Here is an 18,259-nt window from a genome sequence, read left to right on the forward strand (position 1 = left end):
GGCCAATTATCACGTGAAGAAAGCTGCTGTCATCGGGTCGGGATTCGGCGGGCTGGCGCTTGCCATCCGTCTGCAATCTGCCGGAATCGCCACCACCATCATCGAAGGCCGCGACAAACCGGGCGGCCGTGCCTATTTCTGGGAAAAGGACGGGTTCACGTTTGACGCGGGGCCAACCGTGATCACCGATCCGCCATGCCTTGAGGAACTGTGGGCGCTTTCGGGCCACCACATCAGCGAGGACGTAGAGCTGATGCCGGTGATGCCGTTCTATCGGCTCAACTGGCCCGACGGCACCAATTTCGATTATTCGAACGACGAGGCCGGGCTTCGCGCCGAGATCGAGAAACTCAACCCCGCCGATGTCGCAGGTTATGACAAGTTCCTGACCTATAGTGCAGGCGTGCATGACGAGGGCTATCTCAAGCTCGGCCACAAGGCGTTTCTCGATTTCGCGAGCATGATCAAGGCGGCGCCCGCGCTGATGAAGTATCAGGCCTGGCGCTCGGTCTATTCGATCGTCTCGTCGTTCGTGCAGAACGAGAAATTGCGCGAAGCCTTGAGCTTCCACACGCTGCTGGTCGGCGGCAACCCCATGAAGACCAGCTCGATCTATGCCCTCATCCACAAGCTCGAGAAAGACGGCGGTGTCTGGTTCGCGCGAGGCGGCACCAACAAGCTGATCGCCGGGATGGTCACGCATTTCGAGCGGATCGGCGGCACGATGCGGATGAACGATCCGGTCACCGAGATCGAGACGATGGGCGACAAGGTCACCGGCGTGGTCACCAAGAGCGGCTGGCGCGACAGTTTCGATGCTGTCGCGAGCAACGCCGATATCGTTCACAGCTATCGCGACCTGCTGGGCAAGTCGGGTCGCGGCAAGCGCGCGGCGGCGAGCCTCAAGAAGAAGAAGTTCTCGCCCTCGCTGTTTGTGGCGCACTTCGGAATCAAGGGCGACTGGCCCGGCATTCCGCACCACATGATCCTGTTCGGCCCGCGCTACAAAGGCCTGCTCGACGATATCTATGACCATGGCGTGCTGTCGAAGGACTTCTCGCTGTACCTGCACCACCCGACCGTCACCGACCCCAGCATGGCGCCTCCGGGGCACAGCACCTTCTATGTGCTCTCGCCGGTGCCGCATCAGGGCAAGCTGCCGATCGACTGGAAGGAAATGGGCCCGATCTACGAAAAGCGGATCCTCGACGAGATCGGCCACCGGCTGATCCCCGACATCCATGAGCGGATCGTCACCAGCTTCCATTACACGCCGCAGGATTTCTCGAACGACCTGAACGCGCATCTGGGAAGCGCGTTCAGCCTCGAGCCGCTGCTGACGCAGAGCGCCTTCTTCCGCACGCACAACCGCGATGATGCTATTCCGAACATGTACTTCGTGGGCGCGGGCACGCACCCGGGCGCGGGCATCCCCGGCGTGGTCGGAAGCGCCAAGGCGACCGCCGCGCTGATGCTCGAGGATATGCTTTAACGTCAATCCTCCCCGAGCTTATCTCGGGGAGGGGAACCGCCGACCGCAGGTCGGTGGTGGAGGGGAAGCGGTGTTGCGCTTCGCCTCCAATCATGCACTATCCCGCTTCCCCTCCACCACCCGCTGCGCGGGCGGTCCCCCTCCCCCAGCAAGCTGGGGGAGGATTTAGGTTAGCAGGAGCAACCATCATGCACACCGGATCCTGCCTGTGCGGCGCGATAACCTTTACTGTCTCAGCCCCGCTCAAGGCCCCCGATGCATGCCATTGCGGCCAGTGTCGCAAGCAGTCGGGGCATTACTGGGCCTCAACCGACGTCAGACGCAGCGATCTTGCGATTGAAGGCGAGGCACATATCCGCTGGTATCAATCGAGCCCCAAGGTACGCCGCGGTTTTTGCGACACCTGCGGCAGCTGCCTGTTCTGGGACCCGCCGCACCGCGACACCACTGCGATTGCGATGGGCGCGTTCGACCAGCCGACCGATACCCATCTGCACGTCCATATCTTCACCGCCGACAAGGGCGATTATTACGATATCGCCGACGGCCTGCCGCAGGAGTAATGCTACTCAGATCCTCCCCCAGCTTGCTGGGGGAGGGGGACCGCCAGCGCAGCGAATGGTCCCCCTCCCCGAGACAAGCTCGGGGAGGATTTAACGGTCTTGCCCCCGCCTGTAATTCCGGCGATGGACCGGACACCCCACAAAGCAGGAATCACCATGACAGCCCCCTTCAAGCGCATCGCCATCTATTGCGGCTCTGCCACGCCGTCTGACCCCGTCTATATCGAAAACGCCCGGATGGTCGGCGCGACGCTCGCCGGACGCGGGATTGGCGTCGTCTATGGCGGCGGTCGGCTGGGGCTGATGGGTGCGGTTGCGGATGCCGCGCTGGAGGCCGGCGGCGAGGTCATCGGCATCATCCCCGAGGCGCTGGTGCGCCCCGAAGTCGCGCATGAAGGCTGCACCGAGCTTCACATCGTCCCCGGAATGCACGCGCGCAAGCAGCTGTTCACCGACCTTGCCGATGGTTTCGTCGTGCTTCCTGGCGGAGTCGGGACGATGGACGAATTGTGGGAGGCAATCAGCTGGTCGCAATTGGGCTATCACACCGACCCGGTCGGCCTGCTCAACATCAACGGTTTCTACGACGAGCTGATCGCGTTCAACCGCCACATGATCGAGGTCGGATTCATCCGCCCGCAACATGCCGACATCCTGATCGTCGACGAGACACTCGACGGGCTGCTCGCCAAGATGGAGGCGTATCAACCGCATCGGACGATCTTTGCGATGACGGCGGATGATCTTTGATTGAGCCTGACACAGAATGTGGTTTTCAGGCGAAAGCCGGAATCCAGGGCGGTGTCGTACAACCTCTCTCTGGACTCCGGCGTTCGCCGGAGAACAAGTAAGGCCGGAATCGACCGTCATGGATAGACCCGCCCTTGTTGCCTATGCCCGTGACTCGATCGCACGCGGCTCCAAGTCCTTCGCTCTGGCATCCAAGCTGTTCGATGCGCAGACCCGCGAGCGGGCCTGGCTGCTCTATGCCTGGTGCCGCAAGTGCGACGACCTCGCCGACGGGCAGGACATGGGCCACGGCATGAGCGCGGTCACCGACGCGCATGCCCGTGTCGCCTATATCCGCGCGCAGACCCAGGCGGCGCTCGCGGGCGAGCCGACCGACGATCCGGCATTTGCCGCGCTCGCCCTCGTCGCTGCCGAATGCCGCCTGCCGCACGGCTATATCTTCGATGTCATCGATGGCTTCGATCTGGATGCCGAAGAATGGCGCCCCCGGCACGAGCGCGATCTGTACCAGTATTGCTATCATGTCGCCGGCGCCGTCGGCCTGCTGATGGCGATCGTAATGGGGGTCGATCCACACGACGACGAGACGCTCGATCGTGCCTGCGATCTGGGGCTGGCGTTCCAGCTCGCCAACATCGCGCGCGACCTTTCCGAAGATGATTCGGTGGGCCGCTGCTATCTGCCGACGGAATGGCTCGCCGAGATGGACGTGCCGCCGGGTCAGCACATGAAACCGTGGCTGAGATCGCAACTGGTACCGCTGGCGGCGCGATTGGCCGACCGGTCCGAAGCGCATGAGGCATCGGCGCGGGTCGGGGCGGAAAAGCTGCCGTTTCGCGCGCGCTGGGCAGTGCTCGCGGCGGCCGGAATCTATGGCGATATCGCGCGCGAGGTGCGCAAACGCGGTGCCGGCGCATGGGACCACCGGGTCATCACGACGCGCGGGCAGAAGATGGGGTGGCTGGCGAAAAGCGCGTGGCAGGCGGCGCGGCATCCCGATCCGGTCAGCCGCGAAGGTTTGTGGACCCGTCCGCGCAAGGCGCGCCCGGCCGGCTAGCCATCAGGCTGCGCGCATGGCCTCGGTCTGGGCGGCCAAGGGATAAACCTCGCGGTGCTCGCGCGCGATCCGTTCGGCCAGCGCCTTGAACACGGCAGTCGATTCGCTGCGGAACCGGGCCTGCTCGGCCAGCAGCACATCGGCGCTCTTCCATGCATCGGCGAAGTCGAGGTAGGTGTCTGCCAGCCCGCCCATTTCCTGCCAGTAGCGCTCCCCGATCTCGGCCGTGCGCGGGTTTCGCGAATTGCGCAGCGCGGGGTAGAGAATCTCGTCTTCCAGCGCCAGATGGATGCGTAAAATCCCGGTCAGACGCGCGAGCATCAAAGTGATCTCGACCGCGCAGGGGCGATCGGCGATGTGGATGGAGCGGGCCTGGATGTCTTGCACGATCGCAAGACAGGCCTCGTGCTGGGATTGCAGTTGAGCGATGCGCCACATGATGCGGTTTATTCCCAAAGGCAACTCGAAGTGAGTGCATCATAGGACATTGACGATTGTTGGTTAATAAGTTCCTAACCCGACTATCTGCTCCATGTGTTTCTTGCATTCACCCTCAGGATGGCGCTTGCCAGCCAAACTGGTTGCATATAGAAACTCAATATGGGTTTATTTTCCAGTCGCGATTTCAGACCTGCGTTCGGTGCCTTGCTGGCATGCCTCGCATTGGCACTCTCGGCGTGTTCTGATGGCGATGCCGCGCCCAAGAATGACGCGAGCGACAAAGTGTATCCGGTCACGATCGCGGTGGTTCAACCTGCGGCGACATCCAAATTGATCAGCGCTGCCGGAACCGTGCGCTACCGCTATGAGACTCCCCTGGGGTTCACCTCTGCGGGCAAGATTGCCAGCATCCGATTTCAGGAGGGTGACCGGGTGGTGCCGGGCGCATTGATCGCAGCGCTTGATGCGACACAGGTCGATTCGGGGCTCGAGACCGCGCGCGCCGAACAGCAGCGCGCGCAGGCCGAACTCACCCGCTTTCAGCAGCTGTTTGAAAAAGGCTGGGTAACCCGCGCGCAGCTTGAGCGCAGCGAAGCCACGGCGCGGGCGGCCGGAGCACAGGTCAGCAACGCCGGCTTTGCCAGCGGCACATCGCGGATCACCGCGCCATCGGGCGGCATCATTCTCGCGCGCACTGCAGAGCCGGGCCAGGTCGTGGCCGCCGGCACCCAGGTCGTTGTGCTGGGTGAAAGCAGCGGCGGCATGGTGCTGCGCGCGCCGATGATCGATAGCGATATCAACAGCCTGCGCCCTGGAATGGCTGCGCTGGTCAAGCTGTCGGGTGTACCCGGGGGCCAGATCGAAGGCACGATCAGCGAGATCGATGCCCGCGCCAATCCGGTTTCGGGCGCGTTCGAGGTCACCGTGGCGCTGCCCGCCAACCCGGCGCTGCGATCGGGCCAGATCGGGACGGTCGAGTTCCGCGTCGCTACAGCGCCCCAGGATACAGGGCTCGCGGTGCCCGCCAGCGCGGTGTTCAACGTCCGCGCCGATGAGGGCTTTGTCTATCTGCTCGACACCAAGGCCAACCCAAATGTCGTGAGGGTCCGTGCCCGCGCGGTGCAGATCGGCAAGGTTGATGATCGCCAGCTGGTCATCACTGGCGGGCTGAAGGCTGGAGACCGCATCGTGGCGACCGGGCTTGGCCTGCTGGTCGATGGCGCACGGGTAAAACCACTGGCGACGCGCCAGCCAAGCCGCACGCGCCAGACCGGTGGGCAGGCTCAGCCACCCGTCGCGCCCGTTCGGTGACGCCCCCGGTGTCAAACCTGGATCTGCGCCAGCCATGAACCTGGCCGCCTTCACGATCAGCCGGTGGCAGCTCAGCCTGGTGGCGTTCCTGCTGCTCGCCGCGTTGGGGCTGACCTCGCTGCTCACCATCCCGCGTTCGGTCGATCCGCATTTTCCGATTCCCGTCATCACCGTGATCATAGCGCTGCCCGGCGCGGATGCGGCCGATATCGAGCAGACCATCGCCAAGCCGATCGAGGAGGTGCTGCGCGGGATCGACGACATCGACGAGGTCCGCGCCGCGATCACCGATGGCTTCGTCACCGTCACCGCCGAGTTCGATTGGGATGGTGACACCGACCAGTATTTCAACGATGTCGTGCGCGAGGTCAGCGCGATCCGCAGCCAGCTGCCCGAGGGCATCACCGAACTGCGCTATCGCAAGGCGCGCACCACCGAAGCGGCAGTGCTGCAGCTGGCGATGGTCAGTGAAACCGCCAGTTGGCGGCGGATGCAGAAATATGCCGAGGATATCCGCGACACCTTCGTGCGCTATCCCGGCGTGCGCAACACGGTGATCGATGGCCTGCCCCAGCCCGAGGTGCAGGTCGCGATCGACAGCCGCCGCCTCGCCGAATTGGGGCTTGCGCCCTCGCTGATAGCCGATGCGCTGCGCCGCGGCGGGGCGGAGCTTCCGCCCGGTGCGGTCGAAAGCGCCGGTCGCCGCTTTAATGTTGAGGCAGGCGGCGCATTTCGCGATCTCGATACCATCCGCAACCTGCCGATCCGCGCAGGCAACGGCACGCTGCTGCGGATTGCGGATGTCGCGACAGTGGGCTGGGGCAATGCCGAGCAGCTCTACATCACCCGCTACAACGGCAAGCGGGCGATCTTCCTCTCGATCCAGCAGAAGGATGGCTTTGACGTCATCCGCCTGCGCGATACGCTCGAGGGTGAACTCAAGCGCCAGCAGGACAACTTCCCGCCCGACATCCGGCTCGAGCAGATCTTCGACCAGAGCCGCGACATCGAACACCGGCTGAGCGAACTGACTCGCGACTTTTCTATCGCCCTGTTCCTGGTGATCTTCACGCTGCTGCCGTTGGGCTGGCGGGCTTCTGTCATCGTGATGATCTCGATTCCGCTATCGCTCGCCTCAGGATTGCTGGCGATCAGCGTGATGGGGTTCAATCTCAGCCAGCTGGCGGTCGCAGGCTTCATCGTCGCCTTGGGGCTGCTGGTCGATGATTCGATCGTGGTGACCGAGAACATCGCGCGGCACCTGCGGATGGGCAAACGCCGCTCGATCGCCGCGATCGATGCGACCCGCGAGATCACGCCTGCGGTGCTGGGCTCCACAGGCGTGCTGATCTTTGCGTTCACGCCGCTGCTGTTCCTGCCCGAAGGCGCGGGCAAGTTCACCCAGTCGTTCATCTATACGATCATCTTTACCGTTTTTGCATCGCTGATGATCTCACTGACGATCATTCCGTTTCTCGCCAGCCGCATCCTGTCGCGCGACGAGGACCCCGATGGCAACGCGATTTTGCGCTGGCTCACCCACCAGATCGAGCGCCTGTACCGCCCGATCCTGCATCGCGCGCTCGACATGCCGCGCCGCACATTATGGGCATCGATGGCGCTGACCCTGTCAGCCTTCGCGCTGATCCCGTTGCTGGGCTTCAGCCTGTTTCCTTATGCCGATACCAGCTATTTCCGTGTCACCATCGATGCCGAACAAGGCAGCGGAGTTGCGACCACCGATGCGCTGGTCCGTAAGGCCGAGGCGGTGCTGGCGCTTGAACCCGACATCAAGGTGCGCGCCGCCAATGTCGGTAGCTCGAACCCGCAGGTGTTCTACAACGTCTTCGCGCTCGACCAGCGGCCCAATTTCGGCGAGGTTTTCGCGGTGATGGACCGGTGGGATACCGAGAAAAGCCCGCAGATGATCCAGCGTATCCGCGAGCGGCTGGAAGCGATCCCTGGCGCACGCTTCAATGTCGAACTGTTCCAGAACGGCGCGCCGATCGCATCTCCGGTGGCACTGCGGATCACCGGCGAAAACCTCGATACGCTGCGAGACTTGGCCGCCAGGGTCGAAAAGATCCTGCGCACGACAACTGGCGCACGCGATGTGGTCAATCCCGTTGCCACCAACGGCATCGATCTCAATGTCGGGCTGAACGAGGCTAAGGCGGCGTTGCTCAACATCGCCCCGGGCGAAGCACGGCGCGCGGTCAGGCTGGCGCTGTCGGGCGAGAATGCCGCAGCCTACCGCGACGAGGAAGGCGACAGCTACCGCGTGGTGGTGCGCCTGCCGATCGCCCGCACCCAGCCGATCTCCGCGCTTGACCAGGTCTATGTCGCCACCCGCACCGGCGAATCGGTTGCGTTGTCGCAGATCACCAGCCCTCGGCTGGAAAGCGTGCCGCCGCAAATCCAGCGCTACCAGCTAGAGCGGTCGGTGACCGTGACCGCCAATGTCGAGCCGGGCGCATTGCCCGCGCGGATCAGCCGCGAGGCGATGGACAAGGTCGGCGAGATCGAAATGCCCGCTGGCTATCGCGTTTCGGCGGGCGGCGAGGCCGAAGCGATCGCCACGGTGTTCGGCGGGCTGGGGCCGATCATCCTGATCGCATTGTTCGGTATCTTTGCAGTGCTGGTCGCCGAATTCGGCCGTTTCCGCGAGACGATTGTGGTGGCAGGCGTCATCCCGCTGGGCACCTTCGGCGGCTTCATTGCATTGTTCGTTACCGGATCGTCGCTCAGCTACATGGCGATCATCGGCTTCGTCGCGCTGGTTGGCATCGAGATCAAGAATTCGATCCTGCTGGTCGATTTTACCACCCAGCTGCGCCGCGAGGGCATGGGGCTGCGCGCGGCGATCGAACGCGCGGGCGAGGTCCGCTTCCTTCCCGTACTGCTCACATCGGTCACCGCAATCGGCGGTCTGCTGCCGCTCGCGATCTTTGGCGGATCGCTTTATGCGCCGCTCGCCAGCGTGATCATCGGCGGACTGATCTCGTCCACCTTGCTGTCGCGGATCGTCACCCCGGTGATGTACCTGCTGATCGCGCGCGGCGGGGAGAAGGATGGCGATGCGAAATCCGCAGCGCTGACGCCTGAGGCCGTCTGAGGTGCTTGTTTCGCCAACACACAGCGTTATTTAAGTCGCACACCCTCTCCCCTACCGTTTGCGGGAGGGGCAGGCCCGGCTTCCCGGGCCGGGTTGGGCTTGGAGAACGACCCTCTGTTCATGCCCACCCCGGCCTTCGGCCACCCCTCCCGCAAGCGGTAGGGGAGATTTTGAAAAGGAACGATTTCCCATGACCGAACAAACCGCCATCCTCGCCGGAGGCTGTTTCTGGTGCACCGAGGCCGTGTTCAACGACGTGGTCGGGGTGAGCAAGGTGGAGAGCGGCTATATCGGCGGGCATGTCGAGAACCCGACCTACAAGGCGGTGTGCGCAGGCACCACCGGCCATGCCGAGGCGATCCGCGTCACCTTCGACACCGAGCAGCTGAGCTATGCCGATCTGCTCGACATCTTTTTCGCGACGCATGACCCGACCCAGCTCAACCGCCAGGGCAACGATGTCGGCACCCAGTATCGCTCGGCGATCTTTCCGATCGACGCCGTACAGCAGGTCGAGGCCGAAGCCGCGATGAGCCGCAACGCCGCCAATTGGCCTTCGCCGATCGTCACCACCGTGGAAGAGCCCACCACCTGGTATCCGGCCGAAGACTATCACCAGGAATACTGGGCGGGCGAAGGCCAGCGCAATCCGTACTGCCTCGCCGTGATCCCGCCTAAGCTGCAGAAGCTGCGCAAGAGCTTTGCCGCCCGCGTCAAGGCCTGACCCAGCAGACGGGTGCACACGCCTACTGTCGGAACGGACGCGCTGTCCGCGAGTATGCCCATTGCTTGACACCGTCCCGACCCGCTGCAAGGGCTGATGGCGGGGTCGGGAGTGCAGAGTAGAGGAAACAACGTGAAGCCCATCCGCAAGGCTGTGTTCCCGGTTGCCGGACTCGGCACCCGTTTTCTGCCCGCCACCAAGGCCATCCCCAAGGAGATGCTGCCGATCGTTGATCGCCCGCTGATCCAGTGCGCAGTCGACGAGGCACGCGAGGCGGGGATCGAGCAGATGATCTTCGTCACCGGTCGCGGCAAGAGCGCGATCGAGGATCATTTCGACATCGCCTACGAACTCGAGCACACCATGGCTTCGCGCGGCAAGTCGCTCAAGGTGCTCGAGCCCACGCGGCTGCGTCCGGGCAATTGCGCCTATGTCCGCCAGCAGGAGCCGTTGGGGCTGGGCCACGCAATCTGGTGCGCGCGCGATCTGGTCGGCGACGAGCCGTTTGCGATCTTCCTGCCCGACGAGTTCATGGTCGGCTCGCCCGGCTGCATGAAGCAGATGGTCGATGCCTATGCGACCTTGGGCGGCAACCTGATCAGCGTGCTCGAAGTGCCGCGCGAATCGGTATCGAGCTATGGCGTGATCGCCCCTGGGCGCCAGGATGGCGCGATCACCGAAGTGACCGCCCTGGTCGAAAAGCCCAAAGTGGAGGTTGCACCCTCCAACCTGATCATCTCGGGCCGCTATATCCTGCAGCCTGAGGTCATGCGCACGCTCGAAAACCAGGGCAAGGGCGCAGGCGGCGAGATCCAGCTGACCGATGCCATGGCGCGGATGATCGGCACCCAGCCGTTCCACGCGGTGACCTTTGCCGGCCAGCGCTATGACTGCGGGTCGAAGGCAGGATACGTCCAGGCCAACCTGGCAGTCGCGCTGGGCCGCGAGGACATCGGTCCTGAAATTCGCGCCTTCGCGCTGGACCTGCTCAATTAGCGGTTTAGCATCGGCTCAGCCGGTCTATAGCAGGGGTACTGCGCGCAGGGGGTCTTGCGCGCCGGAGGGTCGATTATCATGAAAGCTGTTTTCCCGCTCGTGCTGCTGGCACCACTCGTGCTGTCCGGCTGCATCGCCAGCGCGGTGGGCACCGTCGTGACCGCACCGGTCAAGATCGTCTCCAAGGGAATCGATCTGGCCACCACCAGCCAGTCCGAGGCCGACGAGAACCGCGGCCGTGCGATGCGCAAGGCCGAAGAGCGTCTGGGCAAGCTTCAGCGTCAGCGCGACAAGGCGCGGCGCAAGTGCGATAACGGCAACGAGCGCGCCTGCGCCGACGCCCGCGATCTTCAGGACCAGATCGACGAGGAGCGCGACCGCTTCAATTGAGCGGCGCTCGTGCCGGTCTGAACGCATTGCGGCACTGGTCATGAATCGATGAAGCCGATACAGGCGGTGCAGCGTCGCACCGGTTCCGGGCGGCAACGTTGATGAAAGGCCCCGATTTCCCATGGATGGACAGCAGCTTTTTTTCCTGATCGCCGCGCTGGTGATCGTCGCGATGGTCGTGATCTGGGCTTTGGTCGGACGCCGTGGTGGCGGCAGCGCCACCGGGCATGACGACCACGACCACGGGCACGGGCACGGGCACGGGCACGATGACCACGCCACCCTCGAAGCGCCGCCTGCGATCATCGCGACGATGGGTGCTGCGCTGGACCCGACGGTTGCGCCGCTTTCGACCGCCGATGTCGATGCCGCGATCGCCGCACAGGCGCAGGAAGCCTCCGTCAGCGGCAAGCCGCGCATCGCTGCAGCCGTGGGCGAGCCCAATGACCTGCGCAAGATCAAGGGCATCGGCCCCAAGCTCAACACATTGCTCGGCGAACTCGGCGTCTCGCGCTACGACCAGATCGCCACCTGGACCGCCGCCGATGTGGCCGAAGTCGATCCATATCTGGGTACCTTCAAGGGCCGCATCACCCGCGACAACTGGATCGAACAGGCAGGCTTCCTCGCCAAGGGCGATATCGCGGGTTTCGAGGCCAAGTTCGGCAAGTTGTAAGGGTCGGGCGGGTCGATCTCACCCCCCCCGCTCAGCCTGAGCCTGTCGAAGGCCACGCTATATGGCTGGCGATTGCATGAACCCGTTTTCCGGCGGAAGCCGGAATCCAGGGCGACTTCAGTGCTATCTGACTCCTCGGCTCCGGCTTTCGCCGGAGAACGGTATGGTAACTCGGGACAGCAATGCACGGGGCCTTCGACAGGCTCAGGCTGAGCGGGAGTTGGCAGTGACCCCGCCGTGACACGACAACAAAAAAAGGGCCGGGTCATCACAGCGATGACCCGGCCCTTTTTGTATCGATCCGACCCGATCAGGCCAAAGCGGCCTTGAGCTTGTCGGCCAAGTCGGTCTTTTCCCAGGGGAAGAAATCGCCTTCCGGCTTGCGGCCGAAGTGACCGTATGCCGCCGACTTCTGGTAGATCGGCTTGTTGAGGCCCAGATGCTCGCGGATGCCGCGCGGGGTCAGACGCACGAGCTGCGGCAGGATCGCCTCGATCTTGTCATCAGCGACCGTTCCGGTGCCATGCGTATCGACATACAGCGACAGCGGCTCGGCGATGCCGATGGCGTAGGACAGCTGGATGGTGCAGCGGCGCGCAAGCCCCGCAGCGACGATGTTCTTGGCCATGTAGCGGCTGATATAAGCGGCCGAGCGATCGACCTTGGTGGGATCCTTGCCCGAGAACGCGCCGCCACCGTGCGGCGAAGCGCCGCCGTAGGTGTCGACGATGATCTTGCGGCCGGTCACGCCGGCATCGCCGTCAGGGCCGCCGATTTCGAACGATCCGGTCGGGTTGACGTAGATCGCGGTTTCATCGGTGATGAAGCCTTCGGGCAGAACCTTGTGCATCACGCCGACGACATGGTCGTACAGCAGCTGGTACTTGTCGGCATCGCCCTTGCCTTCGTGCCAGAAATAGCCCGGCGCGTGCTGGGTCGAGACGACCAGCGCGGTGGCGCGCACCGGCTTTTCGTTTTCATAAGCGAGCGTCACCTGGCTCTTGGCATCGGGCTCGAGAAAATCGACAACCTTGTTGTGACGGTCGTGGGCCAGCTGCTCGAGGATCTTGTGTGCATAATCAAGCGTCGCGGGCATCAGGTCTTCGGTTTCGTCCGAGGCATAGCCGAACATGATGCCCTGGTCGCCTGCGCCCTCGTCTTTGTTGTCCTTGGCATCAACGCCCTGCGCGATTTCCGAAGACTGGCCGTGCAAGTGGTTTTCGAAGGTGAACGTTTCCCAATGGAAGCCGTCCTGCTGGTAACCGATCCGCTTGACGGTGGCGCGCACCGCCTGTTCGATCTCTTCGAGTGCGCCAGGAGCCCATTCGCCGTTTTCGTAGACGCCCTCGCAGCGGATTTCACCGGCGAGTACCACGCGCTGGGTTGTGGTCAGCGTTTCGCAGGCGACGCGCGCATAAGGGTCCTTGGACATGAACAGATCGACGACAGCGTCGGAAATCTGATCCGCGACCTTGTCGGGATGGCCTTCGCTGACCGATTCGGAGGTAAAGAGGAAGCTCTTGCGCATGGGTCGCCTTCTTGACTGGGGCCCGCCAGTCGCCCCGGCAGGCACATATAAAGATTTCCTTATATGATCGCCCTTAACGACGGAATGCACGCAGTGCAACCGCCAACAACAGAAGCGCCGCTGCAAACATCAGTGGCATCATGTTGCCAAACTGCGCAAACAACGTCGGCGGATGCGCGCGCGGCAGTGCTGCATCGATATGCCCGGCGTTGTGGTGCGCGATGCTATCCAGCACCCGGCCATCGGCATCGATCACTGCCGAAATGCCCGTCGGTGTAGACCGGATGACGGGGATACCCTCTTCGAGCGCGCGCAGCCTGGCCTGCGCCAGATGCTGCGGCGGACCCCAGGCACCGAACCACGCATCATTGCTGGGGTTGAACAGGAACCCGGGACGGTTGGCTGCATCCACCACCTTGCCCGAGAAGATGATCTCGTAGCAGATCTGCAGCCCCATCTGGCCGAACGAGCCCAAATCGAGTGTCTGTGCGCCCGGACCCGGGGTGAAACCGATAGTGCCGGGAACCAGCCGCGACAGGCCCAATTGCCCCAGTATCTCCTCATACGGCAGATATTCGCCGCCGGGCACCAGATGGCTCTTGTCATAACTGCCAAGGATTTCCGCCTCGCTCGACAGCGCAAAAACGCTGTTGGCGGCGGCAACCGTCTGTCCGTTGCGGTCAAAGTCGAGCTTTACGCCACCTGTGACCAGCAGATCGCCATCGTTGATCGAGCGGGTGACGCGCGCGCGAACACCTGCCGCGGTTTCAGGGTAATAGAGGCGGCGGGGGTAGCCATCCTCGAGGAAGTCCTCGATCGCAGCTTCGGGCCAGAACACGATCCGTGACCGCGGTGCCTGGCGGTCGAGCGTCTGCTGGGTCAGCCGGGCGAAATTGCGTGCGGACTCGACCGGGTCGTATTTGTCACCCTGGTCGTTGTTCGGCTGAACCACGGTGATCGGGGTATCTGTGAACCCTGCGGCCTGCCTCTGGCTGAGCCAGCCGGCACCCGATACCGCGCTAACGCCTGCAAGCACTGCCAGCGCAGGCACCCATTGTCGCCGCGACAGCAGCCACAGCGCACCTGCCACCAGCACCACCAAAGCGCCCAGGCCATACGTGCCGATCAACCGCGAACCCCAGCCCGCCTCAAGCGCGACTACCCCCAGCGGGTTCCACGCAAAGCCGGTGAACACCCAGGCGCGCATCCATTCGGTGACCAGCCACAATGCCGCGAACGCGAGGACAAACGCCACACTGTCTCTTCCCTTGCGGCCAGAAACCAGCATTTGGGCGGTGAGCGCGGCCAGCCCTGGGAACAGCGCCAGATACAGCGACAACCCGACGACCGCGATCCAGCCCAGCCAGTGCGGCATGGTATCCTGATAGGTAAAGGCCATCGCGATCCAGTTGAGCCCGACCGAAAACTGCCCCACACCGAAGAACCAGCCGCGCGCAAACGCGCTGCGCCGGTTGGGTGCCAAGGCGATCAGATGGATGAGCAGCGCATAGGCCGCCAATGTCAGAGGCCAGGCCCCCAAGGGCACAAATCCGGTGGCAGAAAGGGCGCCGGCGAGCAGCGCGAACAATCGGGGATAGCGTAGGATCATGGCGCCAAGCCTATGCCCGTGCGGTGATCCCCTGACAATCGGCGTTGCAATGCCGATGTCACACAGCGCCGCAAAATCAGGTGACAGTCGCAGGCCCGATGCCCATAAGCGGCGGCATGAAAAGCCTGTTGCTGTTGCTGAGCCTGCAAACCGCCACCATCCCGGCTCCGGCACCCGAACCGGCGCCGGCACCGATCACCGCGCCTGCGCTCACCCCTGCCCAGCGCGAGGACCTGACCTGCGCTGCGGCATTTGCGATAATCGCCTCCGAACAGACACGCGGCGTGACCTCTGCGCTGGCGTATCCGACGCTCGTCAGCCGGGGGCGTTCGTATTTCGTGATGACCGCCGAGCGGATCGTCACCGAAACCGGATCGAACGACGATGCCGTTGGCCTGGCGCTGACGCAGATTGTCGAACAGTTGCAGGGCGATGCCGCGCAATCGAACGATCCGGCTGGCGTCATTGATGCCATCATGACCCCATGCCTCGCCAAGCTCGACGCCGCAGTGCCGATGCTGCCCCCTCCAACGATTCTCCAGTGCGCGATTTACCTGCAACTCGCGTTCGAGGAGGTCAGCGCCCAGGAAGGCGATTCGGCATCGGCGCGCGACCTCAAGACGCTGGCCGCCGTCCTCGAATCGCGGGCGCGTGACGAGATGCGCGACGAGGGCCTCAGCGGCAACGAATCCGACCAGCGTTTCATCGAAACCCGCGAAGCAATCGACGCGCGCGAAAAGGCGCGCGGCGACGATGACGATGCTGCCGATGTCGATTTCGAGCATTGCTTCACGCTGGCGCGCCCTACCGAGAAGCGCTGACTTTCCGCGCCCATAGCATGGCCCAAAGCCATGGTTCGTATTGGGACACTGCAGGGTGCGCGCGTGTCAAAAATTTGGCGTAAACTGTCACCTTGGGTGACGGCTTTACACATCGTTAACCAATTACCCCTAAATCGTTAACCATAGGCGGTTGCGGCCGTCACGGAATGAATGCGGGGGCAAATCACATGGAATCGCTGGACGGCTTGGCAATGGCAGACCTGATCGTGGGCAACAGCACCGCGATCCGCGAAATTCGTGGGCTGGTGCGTTTTGCCGCGCAGACCCGTGCTTCCGTTCTGATCACTGGCCCATCGGGCACCGGCAAGGAACTGGTCGCCCACGCGCTGCACCGCGCTTCAACGCGGGCGGCTGCCCCGTTCATCGCGGTCAACAGCGGCGCGATCCCGCGCGAGCTGATCGAATCGGAACTGTTCGGGCATGAAAAGGGCAGCTTCACCGGCGCAATGGCGCGCCGGATCGGTCATTTCGAAGCCGCCAACGCAGGAACACTGTTCCTTGACGAAATCGGCGAGATGCCGCTCGACATGCAGGTCCGCCTGCTGCGCGTGCTCGAAGACCAGAAGGTCCGCCGCATCGGCAGCAACGATGATGTCCGCGTCGACGTCCGCCTGATTGCTGCGACCCACCAGTGCCTTGAGAGCGCGATCACCCATGGCCGCTTCCGCGCTGACCTTTTTTACCGCCTCAACGTCCTACCGATCGAACTGCCCGCACTTGCCGACCGGATCGAGGACGTGCCCATGCTGATCCAGCATTTCCTGTCGCGCGGTTTTGCGAGCGACAACCCTCCGGTGTTCACCGACAAGGCGCTCGCCCTGCTGATGGCGCACGACTGGCCGGGCAATGTCCGCGAGCTCAAGAACCTGGTCGAGCGCGCTGCCGTGTTCTTCCGCGGTATGGAAGTGGGCGTTGACCAGATGACGATGCTGCTGCGCCCCTCGCGATCAGCAAGGGCCGCGGCCGTTGCGGCGCCCGCTGCGGTCGAGTTGCCCGAAAATGTGGTTGCGATACCGACCCCGATGGCCGCACCCCCGCGCTTTTCCCGCCCGATGGACCTGCGTGAGCACCTGCAGAACGAAGAAAAGCGCGTCCTGATCGAAGCACTCGCATCAACCGGCGGCGTTGTTTCCGCCGCCGCCCGCCTCGTCATGCTGCAGCGCACGACCTTTGTCGAAAAGATGAAGCGCTACCAGATCGCCCGAGATGTCGCGTTGAGCGCCTGAGGGCAACCTTCTCCCCTCCCGCTGGGGGAGGGGAGATATTGATCAAAAATCCGCCTCTTCATAATGCGAGGGTGGCTTGATCACTTCCATCCGTTCGGCCAGCAACGGACGAAAGGAAGGCCGGGATTTGAACTTTCGATACCAGTCAGCCGTCTGGGCGTGCGCCAGCCAGTCGATTCCCCCCAGATAATCCGCGATCGAGATATGCGCCGCAGCGGAAAGATCCGCCAGGCTCATCGTTGCTCCGCCGATCCACGCGTTATGATCAAGCAGATAGTCGATGTAATCGAGGTGCGTGTTGGCCAGCCGCATCGCCTCGCGCAGCACCCGGCCGTCGGGCGGCTGGCGATAGATCAGCCGCTTGCGCATCCGCTCGTGCATCAGCGGGGCCACGACATCTCCGAAGAACTGCTCGTCGAACCAAGCGACCAACCGCCGGATTTCGGCGCGGTTATCGGCAGAGCCGTTGATCATGGGGTTCTTCTCGACGGTTTCCTCGAAATACTCGCAGATCGCCCAACTGTCGCACAACGTCTGGCCACGATCGCGATGCCGCATCACCGGTGTGCGCCCAGCAGGGTTCATGTCGAGAAACTCGTCGCGCTGCTCCCAGGGTGATTCGCGCACCAGCTCATAGCCAACGCCCTTTTCTCCCAGAAGCAGGCGGACTTTTCGCGAAAACGGACACAAAGGAAACTGGAACAACTGCCACATGCCATTATCCATGCCCCAGCAACGGGCAGGCGTCCACCGCCGCGAACGGAGCGCCTCCGATTTTACCGGTGGAAAGGAACCGGCACCCAGCCTGCGGGGGCGATTCGTCCGAACCTGAACAGATTGTCATTTTATTACGATAAGCCGCAGCAATATATCGACGGACAGCATCTTTCGTTCAGGTTAGAGTCCGGCTCCGGGGTCTAACCGGGAGGGCCGTCGGCGTTAAAACCGACGTCCAACGAAGGACACAAAAATGAAAACACTGACCCCCATTCGGTTCGCAACCTTTGCAGCTTTTGTCGCTGCACCCTTTGCCCTCTCCGCGCCTGTCATGGCGCAGGAAGCTGCTGGACCCGAAGTCTATATCGGCGCGCAGGGCGGCTATCACGATCTGGGCGACAACCCGCTCGGCAAGGATGGCAGCCCGATTTACGGTCTGTTCGCTGGTGTCGACGTTCCCGTCGGCCCTCTGGTCGCCGGTGTGGAAGGTAACTTCCACCTTGGCTCGGGCATCATCGACCGCGAATATGGCGCGACCGGCAAGATCGGCGTGCGCGTCGGCGACAGCGGCCAGATCTTTGCCCGCGGCGGTTATCAGTGGGTCGATGTCAACGTCCGCAAGGCGGTTGGCGTTAATGCCCCGGCTGGCTTCGATGACACCCGTGGCGACTATCTCGTCGGAATCGGTGCCCAGTACAAGATCGGCACCAACACCGCGCTGCGCGTCACGGCTGACACGCTGGGCTTCGACACCACCCGCGTCACCGGTGGCCTCGCGTTCAACTTCTGAACGACGACCGGCTAAGGCCTATTGGCTGAGTA

General features: G+C 63.3%; 17 protein-coding genes. 13 read left to right on the forward strand and 4 right to left on the reverse strand.

Annotated features, from left to right (window positions below; translation table 11 throughout):
- Positions 1–13: 13 nt before the first annotated feature.
- The 4 genes from IEW00_RS02605 to IEW00_RS02620 all read left to right on the forward strand — a co-directional run bounded on the left by IEW00_RS02605 (position 14) and on the right by IEW00_RS02620 (position 3,862).
- The gene (locus IEW00_RS02605; RefSeq protein ID WP_188512784.1) at positions 14–1,492 is read left to right on the forward strand and encodes a phytoene desaturase; all 1,479 of its coding nucleotides are present in this window, start codon (positions 14–16) and stop codon (positions 1,490–1,492) included.
- A 188-nt stretch (positions 1,493–1,680) separates the two neighbouring features.
- Positions 1,681–2,055, forward strand: a complete 375-nt coding sequence (locus tag IEW00_RS02610) for a GFA family protein (RefSeq protein WP_188512785.1) — start codon at positions 1,681–1,683, stop codon at positions 2,053–2,055.
- Positions 2,056–2,211: 156 nt separating this feature from the next.
- A complete protein-coding gene (locus IEW00_RS02615; protein WP_188512786.1) occupies positions 2,212–2,805 on the forward strand; it encodes an LOG family protein in 594 nt (197 codons plus the stop codon).
- Between the two features lie 118 nt (positions 2,806–2,923).
- Positions 2,924–3,862 (forward strand): phytoene/squalene synthase family protein, encoded by a 939-nt coding sequence (locus IEW00_RS02620; protein WP_188512787.1) that lies wholly within the window; start codon positions 2,924–2,926, stop codon positions 3,860–3,862.
- 3 nt (positions 3,863–3,865) lie between these two features.
- Here the strand turns inward: IEW00_RS02620 and IEW00_RS02625 are convergent, their stop codons facing one another.
- Positions 3,866–4,300 (reverse strand): hemerythrin domain-containing protein, encoded by a 435-nt coding sequence (locus tag IEW00_RS02625; protein WP_188512788.1) that lies wholly within the window; start codon positions 4,298–4,300, stop codon positions 3,866–3,868.
- 162 nt (positions 4,301–4,462) lie between these two features.
- Here IEW00_RS02625 and IEW00_RS02630 point away from each other — a divergent pair, with 162 nt between their 5' ends.
- The 6 genes from IEW00_RS02630 to IEW00_RS02655 all read left to right on the forward strand — a co-directional run bounded on the left by IEW00_RS02630 (position 4,463) and on the right by IEW00_RS02655 (position 11,515).
- Positions 4,463–5,614, forward strand: a complete 1,152-nt coding sequence (locus IEW00_RS02630; protein ID WP_188512789.1) for an efflux RND transporter periplasmic adaptor subunit — start codon at positions 4,463–4,465, stop codon at positions 5,612–5,614.
- Between the two features lie 34 nt (positions 5,615–5,648).
- On the forward strand, positions 5,649–8,729 hold the full coding sequence (locus IEW00_RS02635; protein WP_188512790.1) for an efflux RND transporter permease subunit: 3,081 nt from the start codon (positions 5,649–5,651) through the stop codon (positions 8,727–8,729).
- 190 nt (positions 8,730–8,919) lie between these two features.
- A complete protein-coding gene (msrA, locus tag IEW00_RS02640) occupies positions 8,920–9,453 on the forward strand; it encodes a peptide-methionine (S)-S-oxide reductase MsrA (RefSeq protein WP_188512791.1) in 534 nt (177 codons plus the stop codon).
- A 96-nt stretch (positions 9,454–9,549) separates the two neighbouring features.
- The gene (galU, locus tag IEW00_RS02645; RefSeq protein ID WP_188512792.1) at positions 9,550–10,449 is read left to right on the forward strand and encodes a UTP--glucose-1-phosphate uridylyltransferase GalU; all 900 of its coding nucleotides are present in this window, start codon (positions 9,550–9,552) and stop codon (positions 10,447–10,449) included.
- Between the two features lie 78 nt (positions 10,450–10,527).
- The gene (locus tag IEW00_RS02650; RefSeq protein ID WP_188512793.1) at positions 10,528–10,839 is read left to right on the forward strand and encodes a hypothetical protein; all 312 of its coding nucleotides are present in this window, start codon (positions 10,528–10,530) and stop codon (positions 10,837–10,839) included.
- Positions 10,840–10,960: 121 nt separating this feature from the next.
- On the forward strand, positions 10,961–11,515 hold the full coding sequence (locus IEW00_RS02655; RefSeq protein ID WP_188513115.1) for a helix-hairpin-helix domain-containing protein: 555 nt from the start codon (positions 10,961–10,963) through the stop codon (positions 11,513–11,515).
- Positions 11,516–11,825: 310 nt separating this feature from the next.
- On the opposite strand, the gene metK is transcribed toward IEW00_RS02655, so the two are convergent.
- Together metK and lnt are read right to left on the reverse strand one after the other, a co-directional pair.
- Positions 11,826–13,043 (reverse strand): methionine adenosyltransferase, encoded by a 1,218-nt coding sequence (gene metK / locus IEW00_RS02660; RefSeq protein WP_188512794.1) that lies wholly within the window; start codon positions 13,041–13,043, stop codon positions 11,826–11,828.
- A 73-nt stretch (positions 13,044–13,116) separates the two neighbouring features.
- Complete coding sequence (lnt, locus tag IEW00_RS02665) at positions 13,117–14,652, reverse strand: apolipoprotein N-acyltransferase (protein WP_188512795.1); 1,536 nt, start codon at positions 14,650–14,652, stop codon at positions 13,117–13,119.
- An 80-nt stretch (positions 14,653–14,732) separates the two neighbouring features.
- Between lnt and IEW00_RS02670 the strand changes: the two genes are divergently transcribed.
- Complete coding sequence (locus IEW00_RS02670) at positions 14,733–15,473, forward strand: hypothetical protein (protein ID WP_188512796.1); 741 nt, start codon at positions 14,733–14,735, stop codon at positions 15,471–15,473.
- Between the two features lie 188 nt (positions 15,474–15,661).
- Positions 15,662–16,720 (forward strand): sigma-54 interaction domain-containing protein, encoded by a 1,059-nt coding sequence (locus tag IEW00_RS02675; protein ID WP_229736765.1) that lies wholly within the window; start codon positions 15,662–15,664, stop codon positions 16,718–16,720.
- Between the two features lie 42 nt (positions 16,721–16,762).
- Here IEW00_RS02675 and IEW00_RS02680 read toward each other — a convergent pair whose 3' ends face one another.
- Positions 16,763–17,434, reverse strand: a complete 672-nt coding sequence (locus IEW00_RS02680) for a glutathione S-transferase family protein (protein WP_188512798.1) — start codon at positions 17,432–17,434, stop codon at positions 16,763–16,765.
- A gap of 256 nt (positions 17,435–17,690) precedes the next feature.
- Here IEW00_RS02680 and IEW00_RS02685 point away from each other — a divergent pair, with 256 nt between their 5' ends.
- Positions 17,691–18,227, forward strand: a complete 537-nt coding sequence (locus IEW00_RS02685) for an outer membrane protein (RefSeq protein WP_188512799.1) — start codon at positions 17,691–17,693, stop codon at positions 18,225–18,227.
- The last annotated feature ends 32 nt before the right edge of the window (positions 18,228–18,259 follow it).

Source organism: Blastomonas aquatica, from assembly GCF_014639875.1.
Lineage (GTDB): Bacteria > Pseudomonadota > Alphaproteobacteria > Sphingomonadales > Sphingomonadaceae > Blastomonas > Blastomonas aquatica.